We start from the raw sequence: 16,049 nt of genomic DNA, 5'->3' as shown, positions 1-16,049 counted from the left end.
ATAAGATAATGACAGGCGAAGAAAAAATAAGACAAGCGTTTGAAAACAAAAACTGGCAGGAAATTAAAGTGACCGATTCCTGGCAGATATTTAAAATAATGGCCGAATTTGTTGACGGTTTTGAAAAACTGGCCAAAATAGGTCCTTGCGTATCCATATTCGGATCGGCACGTACCCATAATGATAACAGATACTATAAACTGGCCGAAGATACCGCACGCCTGCTTACCGAGCACGGATATGGTGTAATATCGGGCGGCGGACCGGGTATTATGGAAGCAGCTAATAAGGGTGCCTATGAGGCGGGCGGTAAATCGGTGGGCTTAAATATCGAACTGCCGTTTGAGCAATTTCATAACAAATACATCGACAGGGATAAGATACTGGAATTTGATTACTTCTTTATCCGCAAGGTAATGTTCATGAAATACTCGCAGGGCTTTATCATCCTGCCTGGAGGTTTCGGTACTATGGATGAATCGTTTGAGGCTATTACCCTGATACAAACCGGTAAAATTGCCCGTTTCCCTATTATTTTTGTTGGGGTAGAGTACTGGAAAGGCCTGTTTAACTGGGTAGAAGAAAAAATGCTGGCCGAACAGCATAACATTAACCCCGATGATTTGAACCTGTACCGGGTAGTTGATACTGCAGAAGAAGCCGTAGAGCACATTACCAGATTCTATAACAAATACGTACTAAAACCGAATTTTTAATAACGATAAACTTTATTTTAAGAAATGCCGCTCAACAAGCGGCATTTCTTATTTTAGTTAACTACCAGGCAGTTAAAACAATTGTGGATATCTTCGCTGTAACAAATAGCGCCCTAGAGAGTCTTTTCTATCTTTAAGTCACTTACCAATATTGCTTAATAGCCTAAAGGATATCATTATGTCACGATGCACCCCTTAATGTGTCGTAATAGCCCCTTTCAGGTTTTAATGTGCAGAGGTAAATTTAACCTGTAAACAATTTGCAAAAACATATACTTATGAGTACTAAAGTTAAACCCCAGGCCGCCTTAGGATTTATTTTTGTTACCCTATTGATAGATATTATTGGCTTTGGCATCATCATACCCGTTTTACCCAAACTGATACAACACCTTATTCATGGTAATTTGAGCGATGCTTCGCGCTATGGAGGCTGGCTGGCCTTTGCCTATGCCTTTATGCAGTTTATTTGCGCCCCGTTGCTGGGTAACCTGAGCGACAAATATGGTCGACGCCCGGTACTGCTGGCATCTTTACTGGGCTTTAGCATCGATTATACCTTTCTGGCCTTTGCACCATCTATAGGCTGGCTATTTGTAGGCAGACTTATAGCCGGTATTACCGGGGCCAGTTTTACAACAGCCTCAGCTTACATAGCCGATATCAGCACACCCGAAAAACGCGCACAAAACTTCGGACTTATCGGCGCAGCCTTTGGTTTGGGCTTTATCATCGGCCCGGTATTGGGCGGTATACTTGGGCAATACAGCACTAAGCTACCTTTTATTGCCGCAGCAGTATTGGCACTCATTAATGCGCTATATGGTTTTTTTATTTTACCAGAATCATTATCAATGGATCATCGCCGCAAGTTTGAATGGAAAAGGGCAAACCCGGTGGGCTCCCTGATGCAGTTAAAAAAGTACCCGGCCATCAGTGGTTTAGTAGTATCATTGATCCTGATCTATATAGCTGCACAGGCGGTACAAAGCACCTGGACCTTTTTCACTATGGAAAAATTTAGCTGGAACGAGGCTTGGGTAGGCTATTCACTGGGTTTTGTTGGGGTGATGTCGGCATTGGTACAGGGCTTGCTTATTCGCATCACTATTCCTAAATTGGGGCAGCAAAAAAGTATCTGGATTGGTTTATTATTTTATAGTGCAGGTCTTTTTCTGTTTGCCTTTGCTACCAAAGGCTGGATGATGTTTGCCATACTGGTTCCTTATTGCCTGGGCGGTATTGCAGGCCCGGCACTACAAGGCCTGATTAGCCAGGAAGTGCCACCTAATGAACAGGGTGAATTACAGGGCGGCTTAACCAGCCTCATGAGCGCTACCACCATTATAGGTCCGCCAATGATGACCAGCCTGTTTGCTTACTTTACCAGCAAGGGCGCACCAGTACAATTTGCCGGGGCACCTTTTATGATGGGTGGTATACTGATGCTGTTAAGCACGATATTGGTGATACGAAGTTTCAGAACAGTTAAGAAGCATCCGGTAGAAGAAATAAAGGTAGAGTCGCTTCCATAAAATCATCTATTTTTGAAACACGATTAGCCGGGTAAAAGTGTAAAACATCTTGTATCAAAACTTTTACCTGATTTAAGCCTTTATACTTTTAATGACCTCCAAACCTAAAAAAAAGCACTCAGCAGCGCTGGGATTTATATTTGTTACCTTATTTGTTGATGTGCTTGGCCTTGGGGTTATTATACCGGTAATGCCTAAATTACTGGAAACATTGGGCCATATTGATGTAAGTACCGCCACGCAGTACAGCGGCTATCTTACATTTACTTATGCCTCTATGCAGTTCCTGTTTTCGTCGGTACTGGGTAATTTAAGCGATCGGTATGGGCGCAGACCGGTATTGCTAAGCTCATTGCTTGGTTTTGGTATCGATTATATTTTTATGGCCTTTGCCCCTACCATAGGTTGGCTTTTTGTTGGACGCACCATTGCAGGCATTACCGGCGCCAGCAATTCAACCGCTACAGCTTATATTGCCGACATCAGTACCGGGAAAAACCGGGCAGCCAACTTCGGGTTAGTAGGTGCAGCATCGGGACTTGGTTTTATCATTGGTATAGGTTTGGGAGCGTATCTGGGCGATCTTAACGTAAAATATCCATTTATGGCCGCTGCTGCTTTTGCTTTGATCAATGCGGCCTATGGTTATTTTGTACTGCCCGAGTCATTAGCACTTAAAAACCGCCGCAAATTTGAATGGAAAAAGTCAAACCCTATCAGCTCTTTACGTAATCTGGGCAAATACCCCGCGCTTATTGGATTGGTGGCTTCATTTTCACTTGTTTATGTAGCCCAAAAAGCGGTAGAATATGTTTTATCCTTTTTTCTGATAGAAAAATTTAACTGGACGCTTAACAGCATTGGCACCCTGGGTATTTTTATTGGTGTAGTGCTGGTGGCTATACAGGGTGGACTCATTCGGTACACTATCCCCAAATTCGGGCAAGAAAAAAACATAGTGGCCGGTTTGCTCTTTTACACCATTGGTTTAACGCTGATAGCCTTTGCAAACCACGGCTGGCTCATGTATCTGTATATGATACCCTATTGCCTGGGTGGTATATCCGGACCCGCCCTGCAGGGGTTGATTACCAGCACCGTATCACCCAAAGAACAAGGCGAACTGCAGGGTTCATTAACCAGCTTAACCAGCGTGGCTGTTATTATTGGCCCATTATTAATGAGTTCTGTGTTTCACCTGTTCACGCATCGCAATACTACAGCCTACTTCCCTGGCGCACCCTATATCCTGGGCGCCGTGTTAATGCTGATCAGTGTATTTTTGGCTATCAGAAGCTTTAAGAAAGCTCAAGGCTTAAAGCCGAAAGAAGAAAGCCTTGAACAGGGCTAAAAGCCTAAAGCTTTTATCATCATTAATAAAATAAGCGTTTTGAGGCTTTCAGCTTTATGTAGTATGAAGGCTTTCTGCTTTCGGCCTTCAGCTCTAAGCTCAATGATCCAGGCCGCTTACTCCACCAGATATGACAAACTTCATCATGTCGGCAGCGTTTTTATCGAGATGCTTTACTTTTGTGGCGGATATGATCACTACCTGGCCCGCAAAAGAGTAGGAATACGGGAAATAAACAGCTACCTCCCCGGGAAGATCAAGGGAAGCCAGATCTTTTTGAACAATAAATCCGATTTTCTTTAGTCCGAATTCATTGACTTCGACAATAACCGGTTCGTTGAATTTTTTCTCCTCCCCTACAATAGCTTCGGTCAAATCTTTAATAGAGGAATACAGGAATTTAATGAGCGGTAGGCGGTTAAGCCAACGGTTAAACCAGCGTTTTATAGGATCGGTGATCACATTGGTAACCAGTATTCCCGCTATCAGGATCACTACCAGCACATTCAAAATACCTAAACCGGGAATGTATACGTGCTTACCTTCTTTATCAACCCAAAGCACATCGCTTAAATTCAATGCCTTATCAATAGTTGATACCGCCCAGTAAATTAAAAAGAATGCCGCGCCTATGGGTACTACCACTAATAACCCTTTTACAAAATACCTTAATAAAGCGCCCGCTAATCTGTTCATACCTTCTTTTTTAGTATCAAGTAGTTAGTATCAAGTATCACGATTTTTTTCTTTTGACATTGAAGAAGTAAGATGTCTTGATACTTGATACTAACTACTTGATACTCTATTCATAAAAATACACTCTTTTTACCCTTTGTGAAACATTAGTTAATATTTCATAGGGGATAGTGCCTATTTGTTTGGCTAATTCTTCGATACGGTGTTTATCATCAAAGATGATCACTTCGTCGCCTTCGCTTACATCCAGGCCGCTTACATCCAGCATACACATATCCATTGTAATATTGCCTACTGTAGGCACTAATGTACCTTTTACCAGCATTTTACCCACACCGTTACCAAATGCACGCAAGTAGCCATCGGCATAGCCAATACGTACGGTGGCTATTTTGCCATCTTTTAACAGGCTGCCGCTACGACCATAACTAATGGTATCGCCTGCCCCTATTTTTTTAACCTGGGCAACACTGGTTTTTAAGCGGGCCACGGGTTGTAAAGCCTGATCAGTGGTAGGTACCGATGAATCGATACCATATAAACCAATACCCAATCGTACCATATCATAATGAGCGCCCGGAAAACGGATGATACCAGCTGTATTACAAATATGCTTGATCACCTTATAGCCCAAGGTTCTTTCTATCTCTTTAAAAGCTTTTTCAAAACGCTTGATCTGCGTTTTAGTAAATTCGTCATGCTGTGCGGCCTCACTGGCCGCCAGGTGCGAAAATACCGATTCCACACGGATATACCTGTTCTGCTCCAGCATATCACATAACATATCTATTTCAAAACCTTCAAAACCCAGGCGGTGCATGCCTGTATCGATTTTGAGGTGCACTGGGTAAGCCGACAAACCATGATCGCGACTGTAGGATACAAAATCATCCAACAAACCAAAACTGTAAATCACCGGCTGTAGTTTATGTTCGATCAATTTATCAAATGCCGATGCTTCGGGGTTAAGCACCACCAGAGGCAGGTTGATACCAGCCTGGCGCAGAGCCACACCTTCATCAATATAGGCTACGGCGAGGTAATCGGCCTTGTTATATTGCAGCATATTAGCCACCTCAAAGGTGCCGCTGCCGTAGGAGAAAGCTTTAACCATGGCCATCACTTTTACGCCTGGTTTTAGTTTGGAGCGATAAAAGTTAAGGTTGCCCAATAAGGTATTCAGGTTGATCTCCATGATGGTTTCATGCGCCTTTTGTGTAAGCGCGCTGCTAACGCGTTCAAACTCAAAACTACGCGAACCCTTGATCAGGATAGTCTCTTCTTTAAAATTGAGTGCTTTGAGTTGTTGCACCAACGCCGATGTATCGGCAAAAAAATGCTGCTCGGGCAATGCAAAACAAGTTTGGTTATTCATAAGCGCTGGGCCCACACCAATAAACCTGTCAATCTTTTGTGTACCAATAAGTGTTGCTACCTGGCAGTACAACACATCCTGCTGCAAGCCTGATTGCAAAATATCCGACAGAATCAGCGTTTTTTTTTGGTGCTGATTTTGCTGTCCCAGGAAATTGAGCGCTATCTCCAGCGATTGCAAATCGGAGTTGTAGGTATCATCAATAACCGAGCAATTGTTGATGCCGTTTTTCAACTCCAGGCGCATGCTCACCGGGTTTAGGCGCTCAATCCGTCTATCAACCTCAGCCGGGCTATAACCCAGGGCCAGCATAGTAGCCCAACAAGTAATGGCATTTTCTACCGAAGCCTGATCAGAAAACGGGATCAAACATTCGATCTCTTTTTTTTGATAGTAAGCCCGCAGGTAATATTTCTTGGAGATCACCGTCTCGCTAAAAACATACAAGTCGGCTACTTTAAACTTGCGGCTCCAGGTAAAAGTTTCTTTCACCGGAATGTCTTTCTGATAATCTAACAGATCATCGTAATGATAAATCAATTTTTTACTCCTTTTAAAGAGCAGAAGCTTTTCCTGCACCTTTTGGCGCCTATTGGTAAAACCCTCGTCATGTGCCGAGCCAATATGTGTGAGCACACCTATCTGCGGCCTGATAATAGTCCAGAGCTTTTCCATTTCGTTTACAGTGGAAATACCGGCTTCAAAAATCCCCAAATCGTTACGGCTATTGATCTGCCATACCGATAGCGGCACACCAATTTGTGAATTATAGCTTTTTGGATTACGTACAATATTTTTATCAGCAGTAAGCAATTGATAAAGCCATTCTTTCACTATGGTTTTACCGTTACTCCCCGTTATACCAATCACCTGTAATTTAAACTGGCACCGATGAGCTGCGGCTAGTGCCTGTAAAGCAGCCAAAGGGTCTTCTACCCGTAAAAAATTAGCTCCTGGCAGGTTAAACTCCGGTCCGTGTTTAACCACAAAATTACGAACGCCTGCAGCGTAGGCCTCGGCCACAAACTCGTGCCCGTTTCGGCGCGCGCTCAACGCAAAAAACAATCCTTCGGCCGCGTTGCTAATCCGGCGACTATCGGTAAGCAGAGTGCTTACGATACTGTCGTTTACAATATTGCCTTCGGCATTAATGATCTGCTTAACTTCGGTGATGGTGTATTGATTGTTATGCATGCCACGAATTTGAGTATATTATCTAACAATAGAAGAATTTTTAACGAATTTTGACATTGATGGACGAGCCTAAAAAAATTAAAATAAGCAACCCGGAAGTAGCATTGGCCAAGGCCGAACATTTTTGCGCGTACCAGGAACGCTCGCAGCAGGAAGTTAGGGATAAGCTTTATGAATGGGGACTTTGGCCCGACGCTGTGGAACAAACCATTAGCCGACTGATTGAAGGTGGTTTTTTGAATGAGGATCGTTTCGCCAAAGCTTATGTGAAAGGTAAATTTAGTCAGAAAGCCTGGGGCAAAATCAAAATAAAACAAGGCCTGAAACTGAAACGTGTACCCGATGTGCTGATCAAAAAGGCATTGCTCACTATTGATCTTGATGACTATATGACCGCCCTAACCCGCTTGCTGGAGAAAAAAGCGACAATGGTAATCGAAAAAAATGAATTTAAACGCCGTTACAAACTACAGCAGTATGCCATGAGCCGTGGATATGAAGCCGACCTGATAGCTGAAGTTTTGAAAAACAGCGACTTATAAAAAACTTTAAAAAATTTCATTTTTATATTTGTGTAATATGGTTTTCTGTCTATATTTGCACTCCCAACGCGAAAGTAGCTCAGTTGGTAGAGCACGACCTTGCCAAGGTCGGGGTCGCGAGTTCGAATCTCGTCTTTCGCTCAAAGCCCTTCCTTCAAAAAGTTGGGCTTTATTTTTAAAAGGTTAACACCTGCTCAGATGGTGGAACTGGTAGATCGCCCCGATTTAAATCGGGGTTCCCGTAAAGGAGTACCAGTTACGAAAAATGAGTAAAACCCATCCGCTCAGATGGTGGAACTGGTAGACACGCAGGACTTAAAATCCTGTTCCCGTAAACGGAGTGCGGGTTCGATTCCCGCTCTGAGTACAAATCCCCGATACTGGCGTATCGGGGATTTTGTTTTTATATCCAACACAGGTTACGATAAAGTACTGCGATAATACCAGTCTCTAATCAAAATAAATAGTTAAATGTTTCTTTGGCATCAAGTACAGCCTGAACTTTGTTGGAAAATCCATTCAGCAGTATAACCATTGTAATTTTTTGTTCCGGAAAATAAAATGCTTTTCCTATAAAACCATACACATGGCCATCATGCCCTATCACAGTCCCATGATCGGTTTCTGCTTTCATTAAGCCCAAACCATACTGTTTATAGTACCTCAGATCCAAAGGCAACTGGCTTGGCGGTATATCATAAAATGTTTCCATCTGGGCTAATGATTGTTGTGAAATAACCTTTCCGGTTAGCAAAGCCTCTAAAAATTTAGCTACATCGTATGAATTGGAAATAATCCCTCCATCTAATTCGTCTTCTCCGCCCACGGCGTTATTATCTAAATTGGTTACATCTTTCATGATCCCATTATTGTCAACATCATAATATGATTTTGAAAGTGTATTGGGTACCGTGGTACTGGCAAATGTATTTTGAAGTTGAAGTGGAGTAATTATCTTTTCTGTCACTACATCATAGGCTTTTTTACCCGTTGCGTACTTTATTACTTCAGAAAGCAAGAGATAGTTGGAGTTGGAATATACCATATTTTCCCCTGGCGGGAAATCGGCGCTTTTTCCATAAATCAGTTTCAGATTATCTTCCGCAGAATTTTTAACGATTGATAAATTGAGTATGGCGCTTATGGTACTTGCCGTTAAATAATCTGTAATTCCAGATCTATGATCCATACACTGTTCAATAGTTACATCATTTGCATTGGCAATGTGATCGGTGATGCTTCTGGGGATATACTTGTTTATTTTATCTGTTATTTTTAAAACACCTGCTTCCTGTAGTTTTAAAACAGTTGCCGCAGTGAACATTTTTGACATACTACCAACACGCAAGGTATTACAAGGTGTTAAATTAATATTGTTCTGCACATCGGCCTTACCACCGGTTCCGGACCAGGTACCCTGGGGTGAAATAACGGTTACACTGACTCCAGATGCACCAGCTTCCATAAATTTATCAATTATGCGCTGATACTTACTGCTGTTGGGATGATGGTTTGCGCCGATACCGCATGACTCATTCGCAGTAGCATCTTTGTTCTTTTTACAACACATGGTTAAGGTTGCTAGTACTGCTAAGGCAAGTACTTTTAGTACTCTAATTGATTTCGTTTTAGGCATGATTTTATGATTTTATTGTGAGACACACTAAAATCAATCTACCCTGATACAAAAAGCATTTAACTGCTACTCATTCATTATCTGAAAAACGGACTTCTTTAGAAAACGGAGAAGAACTTTGAAACTATAATAGAAATCGACAACGATGGGATGGTGATCGCCTATCCTGAATTATTTAAGAGAACGATGCCTCCAGAGAAATAGCAGCAACGCCCGATACAATAATTGTATCGGGCATTCTATTAGTTATGCGGCACGAATGATTCTTTGACAACCTGCCATCTTCCTGACAAATATTCCCAGATCAGTGTAATGTACTTTCTTCCAGACGGTCCATCCTGTTCCAGATCACGGGTGAGGATCACCATACCCATATTTTCATCACAAACAGCGTAATGAAACTCGGCTTTGGTAGAAAGCGGCGATGTATTTGAATCCTTATTTCCCTGAACAAACCCAACAAGCTGCTCTTTGTTCATCGTATCAACTACACCATTTTTATCAACTTTAACTATCAGCAAATTATCTGCATAAATTTGCTTTACGTAGGGTACATTAAAATGCGTAGCTTCATAAATGAGCTCTTTAGTTAATTCAATTAATTGTTCACTATTCATTTTTTAACTTTTTAAAATTGATCATTTGATATTTAGATTACGTTTTTATCGCTGATTTTCAGGCATTGCTATCCATCCGGCGTAATGTGTTTGGCCCAGGAAAACAGCGTTTTCCGGTACTATGGTATCAGCAGTAATTGGTGCTCCTGAATACAGAGCTTGTGCATCAGATGTTACTTCGTTGTTTTTATGAGTTGCCTGCAGATATTGTTTTATCCATGCTGCCATATCATATTTTTCGGGGCCGCCTATTTCCAGTATCTTGTTGGCGGGTTTTTCTAATGCTGTTTTGGCCATAAAAGCCGCCACATCTTTGCTTGCGATAGGCTGGATATTGGCTGCCGGAAGTATTACTTTCCCGTTCACCATACCCATTTGAACAATGCCTCCTGCAAATTCAAAAAACTGTGTAGCATGCACAATGGTATAAGGGATACCTGATGCTTTGATCATATCTTCCTGTACTTGTTTTGCACGGAAATAACCGCTGGCCTGTAGTTTTTGAGTTCCCACTACCGATAAGGCGATATGATGCTGTACCCCTGCTGCTTTTTCTGCAGGTAACAGATTTTCGTTGGCTGTTTTGAAAAAATTCATCACCGGAACATCTTCAAAAGACGGTGAGTTAGATACATCTATCACAACGTTTGCACCTTGTAACACTTCTTTTAAGCCTTCGCCGGTTAGGGTATTGACACCGTTGTTTGGTGAAGCGGCAATTACTTCATGCCCGCTTTGTTGTAATTGTTTAACTGTTTGACTACCGATAAGGCCGGTACCGCCGATAACTACTATCTTCATGACCTATAATATTTAAGGTTAATTATATATTACAAAGATGAAAATAGCGTTGCCGCGAAAACTTAAGCTGGTTTAAGAAACATAAAGGTCCTGGTAAGTCTTTAAATCTTTCATCGAAACACCCATATAGCTGGCAAAAATGGTATCAGGTATTCTTTGGATCAATTCCGGATAAGTATCTCTGAAATAGCAATAGAAATCTTTTTTGGATACGGTAGCAAATGTTTTCTGCTTCAATAAGGCTGCTCCATAGGCCCGCTCATGAATTTTATTGAAATATAACGCCAGTAAGGGATATTGCAACAACAGTGTTTCGTAGTTTTTCCTGCTTATCATGGTAATTTCCGAATCTTCCATCGCTGCAATTGAATAAACAGCAGGTCTGCCATCTGGGAATGTTTTATAGTCGGTTATCCACCAGTTTTCCAGCGCAAAATGTACAACTTGTTTTTCTTCATTATCATCATAAAATAAGTACAAGCACCCTTCATTAACAAAATAAATAGTGTTGCAAATCTCGTTTTCGTGTAAAAGCAACTCCCCTTTTTTCACCTGCTTTGTTTGGAAGAATGATGCTATTTTTTCCTGCCCTGTAGCAAAAACAGGAACAAGTTTTTGGATATGCTTGTACAATTGTTCGGTCATGAATTATTTTTTCCCTTTACTTTATGTTTTCGTAATTCACTTAGGTATTCAGGTGTAAAGCCCAAAAAAGAGGCCAAAACTTTTTGTGGGATCCGTTGAATAAATTCGGGATACCTGGATTGAAACAGCTCATAAAATTCATCCTTAGGCATCCTGGAGATCATCCGGATGCGGAGCAAAGAGGCAGCATAAGCCCGCTCGTATATCAATCGGAAATAGCTCTCGGTGATGGGAAACTTTGCCATGAGCAATTCATAGTTTGCGGCGGTAATGGCCAGCACCTCCGTTGCTTCCAGCGCCTGGATGGTATATCCTGATCTCTGCCCGGACCGAAAAGCGTTCAAATCTGTCATCCACCAGTTTTCCAATGCAAATTGCATGGTTTGTTCTACTCCATTATAATCTGTAAAATATAAACGAAGACATCCTTTTATTACAAAAAAATACCACAAACAACGCTTGTCCTCTTCCTGTAAAATGTCTTTTTTCTTAAATATTTTGGTTTCAAAAAAGGGTAATATGGCATCTCCGTCTACCCCGGAATCGGAGGTGATTTTTTGAATGTGTTGTATAAGTGGGTGCATTTGTTTGAAAAAACAACAACCAAATATAAGAAACAAAGCCCAATTTTAGGGTTTGACAGAAAGTTGGCAGTATCGTTTTTACCCTTGTGGTAATAATGCAGCTGCGTTTAGTTTGACAGAAAGTTGGCAGTATCGTTTTTACCCTTGTGGTAATAATGCAGCTGCGTTTAGCTTATTCTGTAATACTAGTAACAAATTAATGCTCAACCGTATTTTGTTCAGGCCAGCGCCAGGCATGCCATATGATCATGATGGTAACTACACTTTCCAATACCCCGAGTAATATATAAAAGTACCACATTGGTTTCAAAGGGGTGAGCATGGTTACTGTAAGCAATTGAATTAATGTATATATAATTCCGATGATGATATTAAGCAGACGCGTTATTGCAGGCCTTAGTATTAATGATATTAACACCAGGCTTATAGGAATTGCAACCACCAATGTATAGGCCATTAATACCGCAGGAGTAGTAGCACCCGCCCCGCTATCCCCCTCCAGTAATCCTTTCAATCTTTCAGGAATAAACATGGAAAAAACATCTCCATAAACGTAAAGTAACATTACGGCGATCCATAAAGCAGATAGCTTAATCCTTGTATTGATTTTAAAATCCTGAAATTTGTTAGACGTTGTAGTTTGTGAATTCATAGTTAGGTTTAATAATTAGATGATAAAAACTATTTATATGTTACAAAAACATTTCCCATTTTATAATCATGTGGCTTTATTTTGCAAACAGTACTGATAATCTTTTACCGGCAGCAGGGAAATATTCTTATTGGCAACAAATTAAATAATATTCTTTTTCAATAGTTTCTGCCGGATCGACCAGGCGGATAAAAATAGTCGGACGGATTTTCAATCTTACACGAGTTACCTTCCAAATTAAAAAGGGTTATTCATTAAACCTTCTTAACCTATAACCGTCTCTATGAAAAAAACAAACTATGAAAAAGATATTAAAAAGCTTTGTTTTACTTGCAGCCTTTACCATTGTAATGCCGCAGGTTTATGCACAGGTAAGTGTTGGTATTAGTATATCAGCACATATTGCGCCACCGGCTTTACCCGTTTATACACAACCGGTTTGCCCTGGCGATGGCTACATCTGGACACCCGGTTATTGGGCTTATGCAGATCCGGATGGTTACTATTGGGTACCCGGTGTTTGGGTTAGGCCACCTCACGTAGGCGTATTATGGACTCCCGCATATTGGGGCTATGCAGGTGGCGTTTATGGTTTTCATGCGGGTTACTGGGGGCCTCATGTAGGCTTTTATGGCGGTGTTAATTATGGTTTTGGATATGGCGGTGTTGGCTTTGGTGGCGGTGTTTGGGCAGGTAATGTATTTAGATATAATACAGCTGTAGCTAATGTAAACACTACCGTGATACATAATACTTATGTAAACAAAACGGTGATCAATAATAATACTACTATAAATAATCGTACCAGCTTTAATGGACCTGGGGGAGTTAATGCAAATCCAAATGAGCAGGAACGCAGGGCTATGAATGAAAATCATATACAGCCTACGTCAAATCAGATGGATCATCAGCAAACCGCCAGCCGTGATCATAATCAGTTTGCATCTGTTAATCATGGCGCGCCGGCAACTACTGCTATGAACAGAGTAAACGGACGTAGCTTTAATCAACAAGGCCGCATTGCCAATGGTATATCTTCTGGCAAATTAAATGCCGGTGAAACCAAAAATCTCGAGAATCGTGAAGCTAACCTCAACAAAGAAGTTCGCACAGACAGAGCCGATAATGGTGGGCATTTAACCGGACAGGAACGCAACCAGGTTAATAACCAGCAAAACAAACTAAGCAATGCTATTGATGCAGATAAGCATAATGCTAACAATGCCAATTATGGAAACAATGAAGTTGGGCAAAGAAGAGCTAATCAACAACAAAGAATAGCTCAGGGAATCCGCAACGGACAAATGAATGCCAGGCAAGCTGCAAGGACCGAGAATCGTGAACAAAATATTAATCGCAATATCAACGCCGACAGACGGGCCAATGACGGACGATTGACCGCCCAGCAACACAGACAAATCAATCATCAACAAAACAGAGCCAGCAGGCAAATTTCTCATCAGCGTCATGGATAATTTCCAGTGATATAAATAAAAAGAGCCATCGTTTAAAACGATGGCTCTTTTTATTTATACGCTTTAAGCCAGATTCTTATCCCCTCTCAATCGCCTCCTTATGGTTAACTGATTATAAAATTTGGCAGCCAAATACCTAACTTTGTATCGCAAACATAAAACGCCAATTTTGGTTAACCAATATATTTGATCATAAAGCATCCATGGTCTGAATTGAAAAAATCAAATCTTAGTTTTATTTATGAATAATTTTTCAGAAGAATTACCGGCTTTCCTGGGTCCTGGTTTCAAGATACCACAGAGTTTTTTTAAACCTAAATTTAATGATGGTGAAAGCGCATTTTTTGTTGTCGATTGCCCTACTAACAAACTTTGCTACATGCAAGGCCCCCTGGTAGATGAAATTGGTATAAATGAAGATCAATTTAAAGCCAAAGGCTTTGATCTTTGGGTATCACTTATACATCCCGATGATGTAGAAAGAGTGCTGGCAGAATACGTTGATTTTACTCACGCCATTCACGAATATCACCAAATTACCCCTGGAAAAAAAAGCAATAAACAAATATTAGAGTTTAGGTTTAAAATGATAAATCAAGAATATTTATGGGTACGGGAAACAAAAATAATTATTGCCCATAAACAACAGCCTGACCAAACTAAAGCCGTTGGTAAACTAACCGATATTACTCAACAAAAGAATGATTATCAATCCAGTCTGGAAAAATTTCGCCTAAAAAAAGAGCAGGATAATGTGATGGTAAAAGCCTGGGCCAAATTACTCGAATCTAAAAACAAACCAGGTATCGATCAAACTTTGGTTGATCAATATTATCCAGACCTGGATGTTTTGACCAAAAGAGAAAAAGAAGTTTTAAAATGTATTGGTGAAGGGTTTTCATCAAAACAAATTTCTGATAAGCTTTTTATAAGTAATAATACGGTAGAAACCCATCGCAGGCATTTATTGGAAAAATTAAAAGTAAAAAACTCTGCCGAACTAATCAGTCGTACCGCCAGGATCTCATAATCCGGTCCCGTCTTTCTCTGCAAACTTCCCTGCATCTTTCATCATTGCGGTTAAAAATCATCATTTTCCGTGATTGTCGCTTGCTCTATTTTAATACAATTTTGCCCCGTTCATTTAAAAGAGTAAGAAGATTTTATGAAAGACAAGATAATGGTATATGATACGGTTGTTATTGGGGGCGGACAGGCTGGCTTAGCCATGGGATACTATCTGAAAGAACAACAACGTGATTTCTTGATTATTGATGGAGAAGAGCAAATAGGCAACTCCTGGCGTAAAAGGTGGGATTCGTTAAAATTATTTACTCCTAAAATTCATAATCAACTTCCGGGATTATTAAATGAATTCGAAACCTCGGGTCGTACCTCTAAAAACAACATGGCAGATTATCTTGAATCATACGCTGCCAAATTAAAACTACCCATCCTATTGAACACACGTGTATCACGACTGGATAAAACACGATCGGGCTATACTCTGATTACTACATCCGGAACAATTAATTGTAAACATGTAGTAATAGCCACAGGAGCAAATCATGCAGCTAAAATCCCTTCATTTGCGGAAGAGCTTAATAAAAAGATATTTCAAATCCATTCATCAAACTATAAAAACATAGCATCCTTACCAGATGGAGAGGTACTTATAGTTGGATCGGCCACTTCAGGTATTGAAATCGCATTGGAGATACCAGCCAGCCGGAAACCTACCCTTGCAGGTATGCCTACAACCATTTTACCGGCTTTTCTTTTTAAGATTGGGGGATTGTCCTGGTGGATCTTTAAAAATATTTTAACTATCCGTAATTCTTTAGGCAGAAAGATGAGAATTGGCTACCTTAAAGGAGGAGCAGTGTCTCCATTATTACTTGCCCGCCTTGATCAATCTGCGGTTAACCGTAAACCACGCGTGGTAAGACTAAATAATGGTTTCCCCGAACTGGAAAATGGAGAAGTGGTTTATCCCGACATTGTGATATGGTGTACGGGCTACCAACCTGATTTTTCATGGATTAATTTTTACTTTAAAAAGGAAAACGGATGGCCTATTGCCCCCCGGGGAATTGTACCTGATCAAAAAGGTCTTTATTTTATTGGAATGCCCTTTCAATATAACTCAACCTCGAGCCTGGTGGGTGGTGTGGGCGCGGATGCAGCATATATTGCTGAACACATCAAAAAAAGCAGCTAATACAATCTA

The 16,049-nt window shown here is 40.9% G+C and carries 15 protein-coding genes and 2 tRNA genes; 9 read left to right on the top strand and 8 right to left on the bottom strand.

Going from position 1 to position 16,049, the window contains the following annotated elements; genetic code table 11:
- The first annotated feature begins 8 nt into the window (after positions 1–8).
- From G7092_RS24480 to G7092_RS24470, 3 genes are all read left to right on the top strand, one after another.
- A complete protein-coding gene (locus tag G7092_RS24480; protein WP_166093636.1) occupies positions 9–716 on the top strand; it encodes an LOG family protein in 708 nt (235 codons plus the stop codon).
- 278 nt (positions 717–994) lie between these two features.
- Entirely contained in the window at positions 995–2,251 is a 1,257-nt protein-coding gene (locus G7092_RS24475; RefSeq protein WP_166093634.1) for a TCR/Tet family MFS transporter, read from the top strand.
- Between the two features lie 91 nt (positions 2,252–2,342).
- Positions 2,343–3,602, top strand: coding sequence for a TCR/Tet family MFS transporter (locus tag G7092_RS24470; protein WP_166093631.1), 1,260 nt, complete (start codon positions 2,343–2,345; stop codon positions 3,600–3,602).
- A 99-nt stretch (positions 3,603–3,701) separates the two neighbouring features.
- Here G7092_RS24470 and G7092_RS24465 read toward each other — a convergent pair whose 3' ends face one another.
- Positions 3,702–4,298, bottom strand: coding sequence for a DUF502 domain-containing protein (locus tag G7092_RS24465; RefSeq protein WP_166093629.1), 597 nt, complete (start codon positions 4,296–4,298; stop codon positions 3,702–3,704).
- A 106-nt stretch (positions 4,299–4,404) separates the two neighbouring features.
- The gene (locus G7092_RS24460; RefSeq protein ID WP_166093627.1) at positions 4,405–6,867 is read right to left on the bottom strand and encodes a bifunctional UDP-N-acetylmuramoyl-tripeptide:D-alanyl-D-alanine ligase/alanine racemase; all 2,463 of its coding nucleotides are present in this window, start codon (positions 6,865–6,867) and stop codon (positions 4,405–4,407) included.
- Between the two features lie 59 nt (positions 6,868–6,926).
- On the opposite strand from G7092_RS24460, the gene G7092_RS24455 reads away from it, so the two are divergent.
- The 3 genes from G7092_RS24455 (at position 6,927) to G7092_RS24445 (ending at position 7,776) form a co-directional block, all read left to right on the top strand.
- On the top strand, positions 6,927–7,409 hold the full coding sequence (locus G7092_RS24455; RefSeq protein WP_166093625.1) for a regulatory protein RecX: 483 nt from the start codon (positions 6,927–6,929) through the stop codon (positions 7,407–7,409).
- Positions 7,410–7,477: 68 nt separating this feature from the next.
- Positions 7,478–7,550, top strand: a tRNA-Gly gene (locus G7092_RS24450).
- 141 nt (positions 7,551–7,691) lie between these two features.
- Positions 7,692–7,776: transfer RNA gene (locus tag G7092_RS24445), tRNA-Leu, on the top strand.
- Between the two features lie 87 nt (positions 7,777–7,863).
- Here G7092_RS24445 and G7092_RS24440 read toward each other — a convergent pair.
- The 6 genes from G7092_RS24440 to G7092_RS24415 form a co-directional block, all read right to left on the bottom strand.
- A complete protein-coding gene (locus G7092_RS24440; RefSeq protein ID WP_166093622.1) occupies positions 7,864–9,045 on the bottom strand; it encodes a serine hydrolase domain-containing protein in 1,182 nt (393 codons plus the stop codon).
- A gap of 242 nt (positions 9,046–9,287) precedes the next feature.
- A complete protein-coding gene (locus tag G7092_RS24435; protein WP_166093620.1) occupies positions 9,288–9,662 on the bottom strand; it encodes a hypothetical protein in 375 nt (124 codons plus the stop codon).
- 45 nt (positions 9,663–9,707) lie between these two features.
- A complete protein-coding gene (locus tag G7092_RS24430; protein WP_166093618.1) occupies positions 9,708–10,463 on the bottom strand; it encodes an SDR family oxidoreductase in 756 nt (251 codons plus the stop codon).
- A 72-nt stretch (positions 10,464–10,535) separates the two neighbouring features.
- Positions 10,536–11,108 carry a Crp/Fnr family transcriptional regulator gene (locus tag G7092_RS24425; protein ID WP_166093616.1) on the bottom strand — a complete coding sequence of 191 codons (573 nt, stop codon included), beginning with the start codon at positions 11,106–11,108 and terminating at the stop codon, positions 10,536–10,538.
- Positions 11,105–11,692, bottom strand: coding sequence for a Crp/Fnr family transcriptional regulator (locus tag G7092_RS24420; protein ID WP_166093613.1), 588 nt, complete (start codon positions 11,690–11,692; stop codon positions 11,105–11,107). Before G7092_RS24420 ends, G7092_RS24425 begins: the two co-directional genes overlap by 4 nt.
- A 196-nt stretch (positions 11,693–11,888) precedes the next feature.
- Positions 11,889–12,344 carry a DUF6326 family protein gene (locus G7092_RS24415; RefSeq protein WP_166093611.1) on the bottom strand — a complete coding sequence of 152 codons (456 nt, stop codon included), beginning with the start codon at positions 12,342–12,344 and terminating at the stop codon, positions 11,889–11,891.
- A gap of 299 nt (positions 12,345–12,643) precedes the next feature.
- On the opposite strand from G7092_RS24415, the gene G7092_RS24410 reads away from it, so the two are divergent.
- The 3 genes from G7092_RS24410 (at position 12,644) to G7092_RS24400 (ending at position 16,040) form a co-directional block, all read left to right on the top strand.
- Positions 12,644–13,819 (top strand): YXWGXW repeat-containing protein, encoded by a 1,176-nt coding sequence (locus G7092_RS24410; protein WP_166093607.1) that lies wholly within the window; start codon positions 12,644–12,646, stop codon positions 13,817–13,819.
- 241 nt (positions 13,820–14,060) lie between these two features.
- The gene (locus G7092_RS24405; protein ID WP_166093606.1) at positions 14,061–14,849 is read left to right on the top strand and encodes a LuxR C-terminal-related transcriptional regulator; all 789 of its coding nucleotides are present in this window, start codon (positions 14,061–14,063) and stop codon (positions 14,847–14,849) included.
- Positions 14,850–14,984: 135 nt separating this feature from the next.
- Positions 14,985–16,040 carry a flavin-containing monooxygenase gene (locus G7092_RS24400; RefSeq protein ID WP_166093604.1) on the top strand — a complete coding sequence of 352 codons (1,056 nt, stop codon included), beginning with the start codon at positions 14,985–14,987 and terminating at the stop codon, positions 16,038–16,040.
- Positions 16,041–16,049: the final 9 nt, after the last annotated feature.

The sequence above is a fragment of the Mucilaginibacter inviolabilis genome (assembly GCF_011089895.1).
Lineage (GTDB): Bacteria > Bacteroidota > Bacteroidia > Sphingobacteriales > Sphingobacteriaceae > Mucilaginibacter > Mucilaginibacter inviolabilis.
The sequence above is the reverse complement of the archived record's forward strand: the minus strand, read 5'-3'. Positions and strand labels throughout refer to the sequence as shown.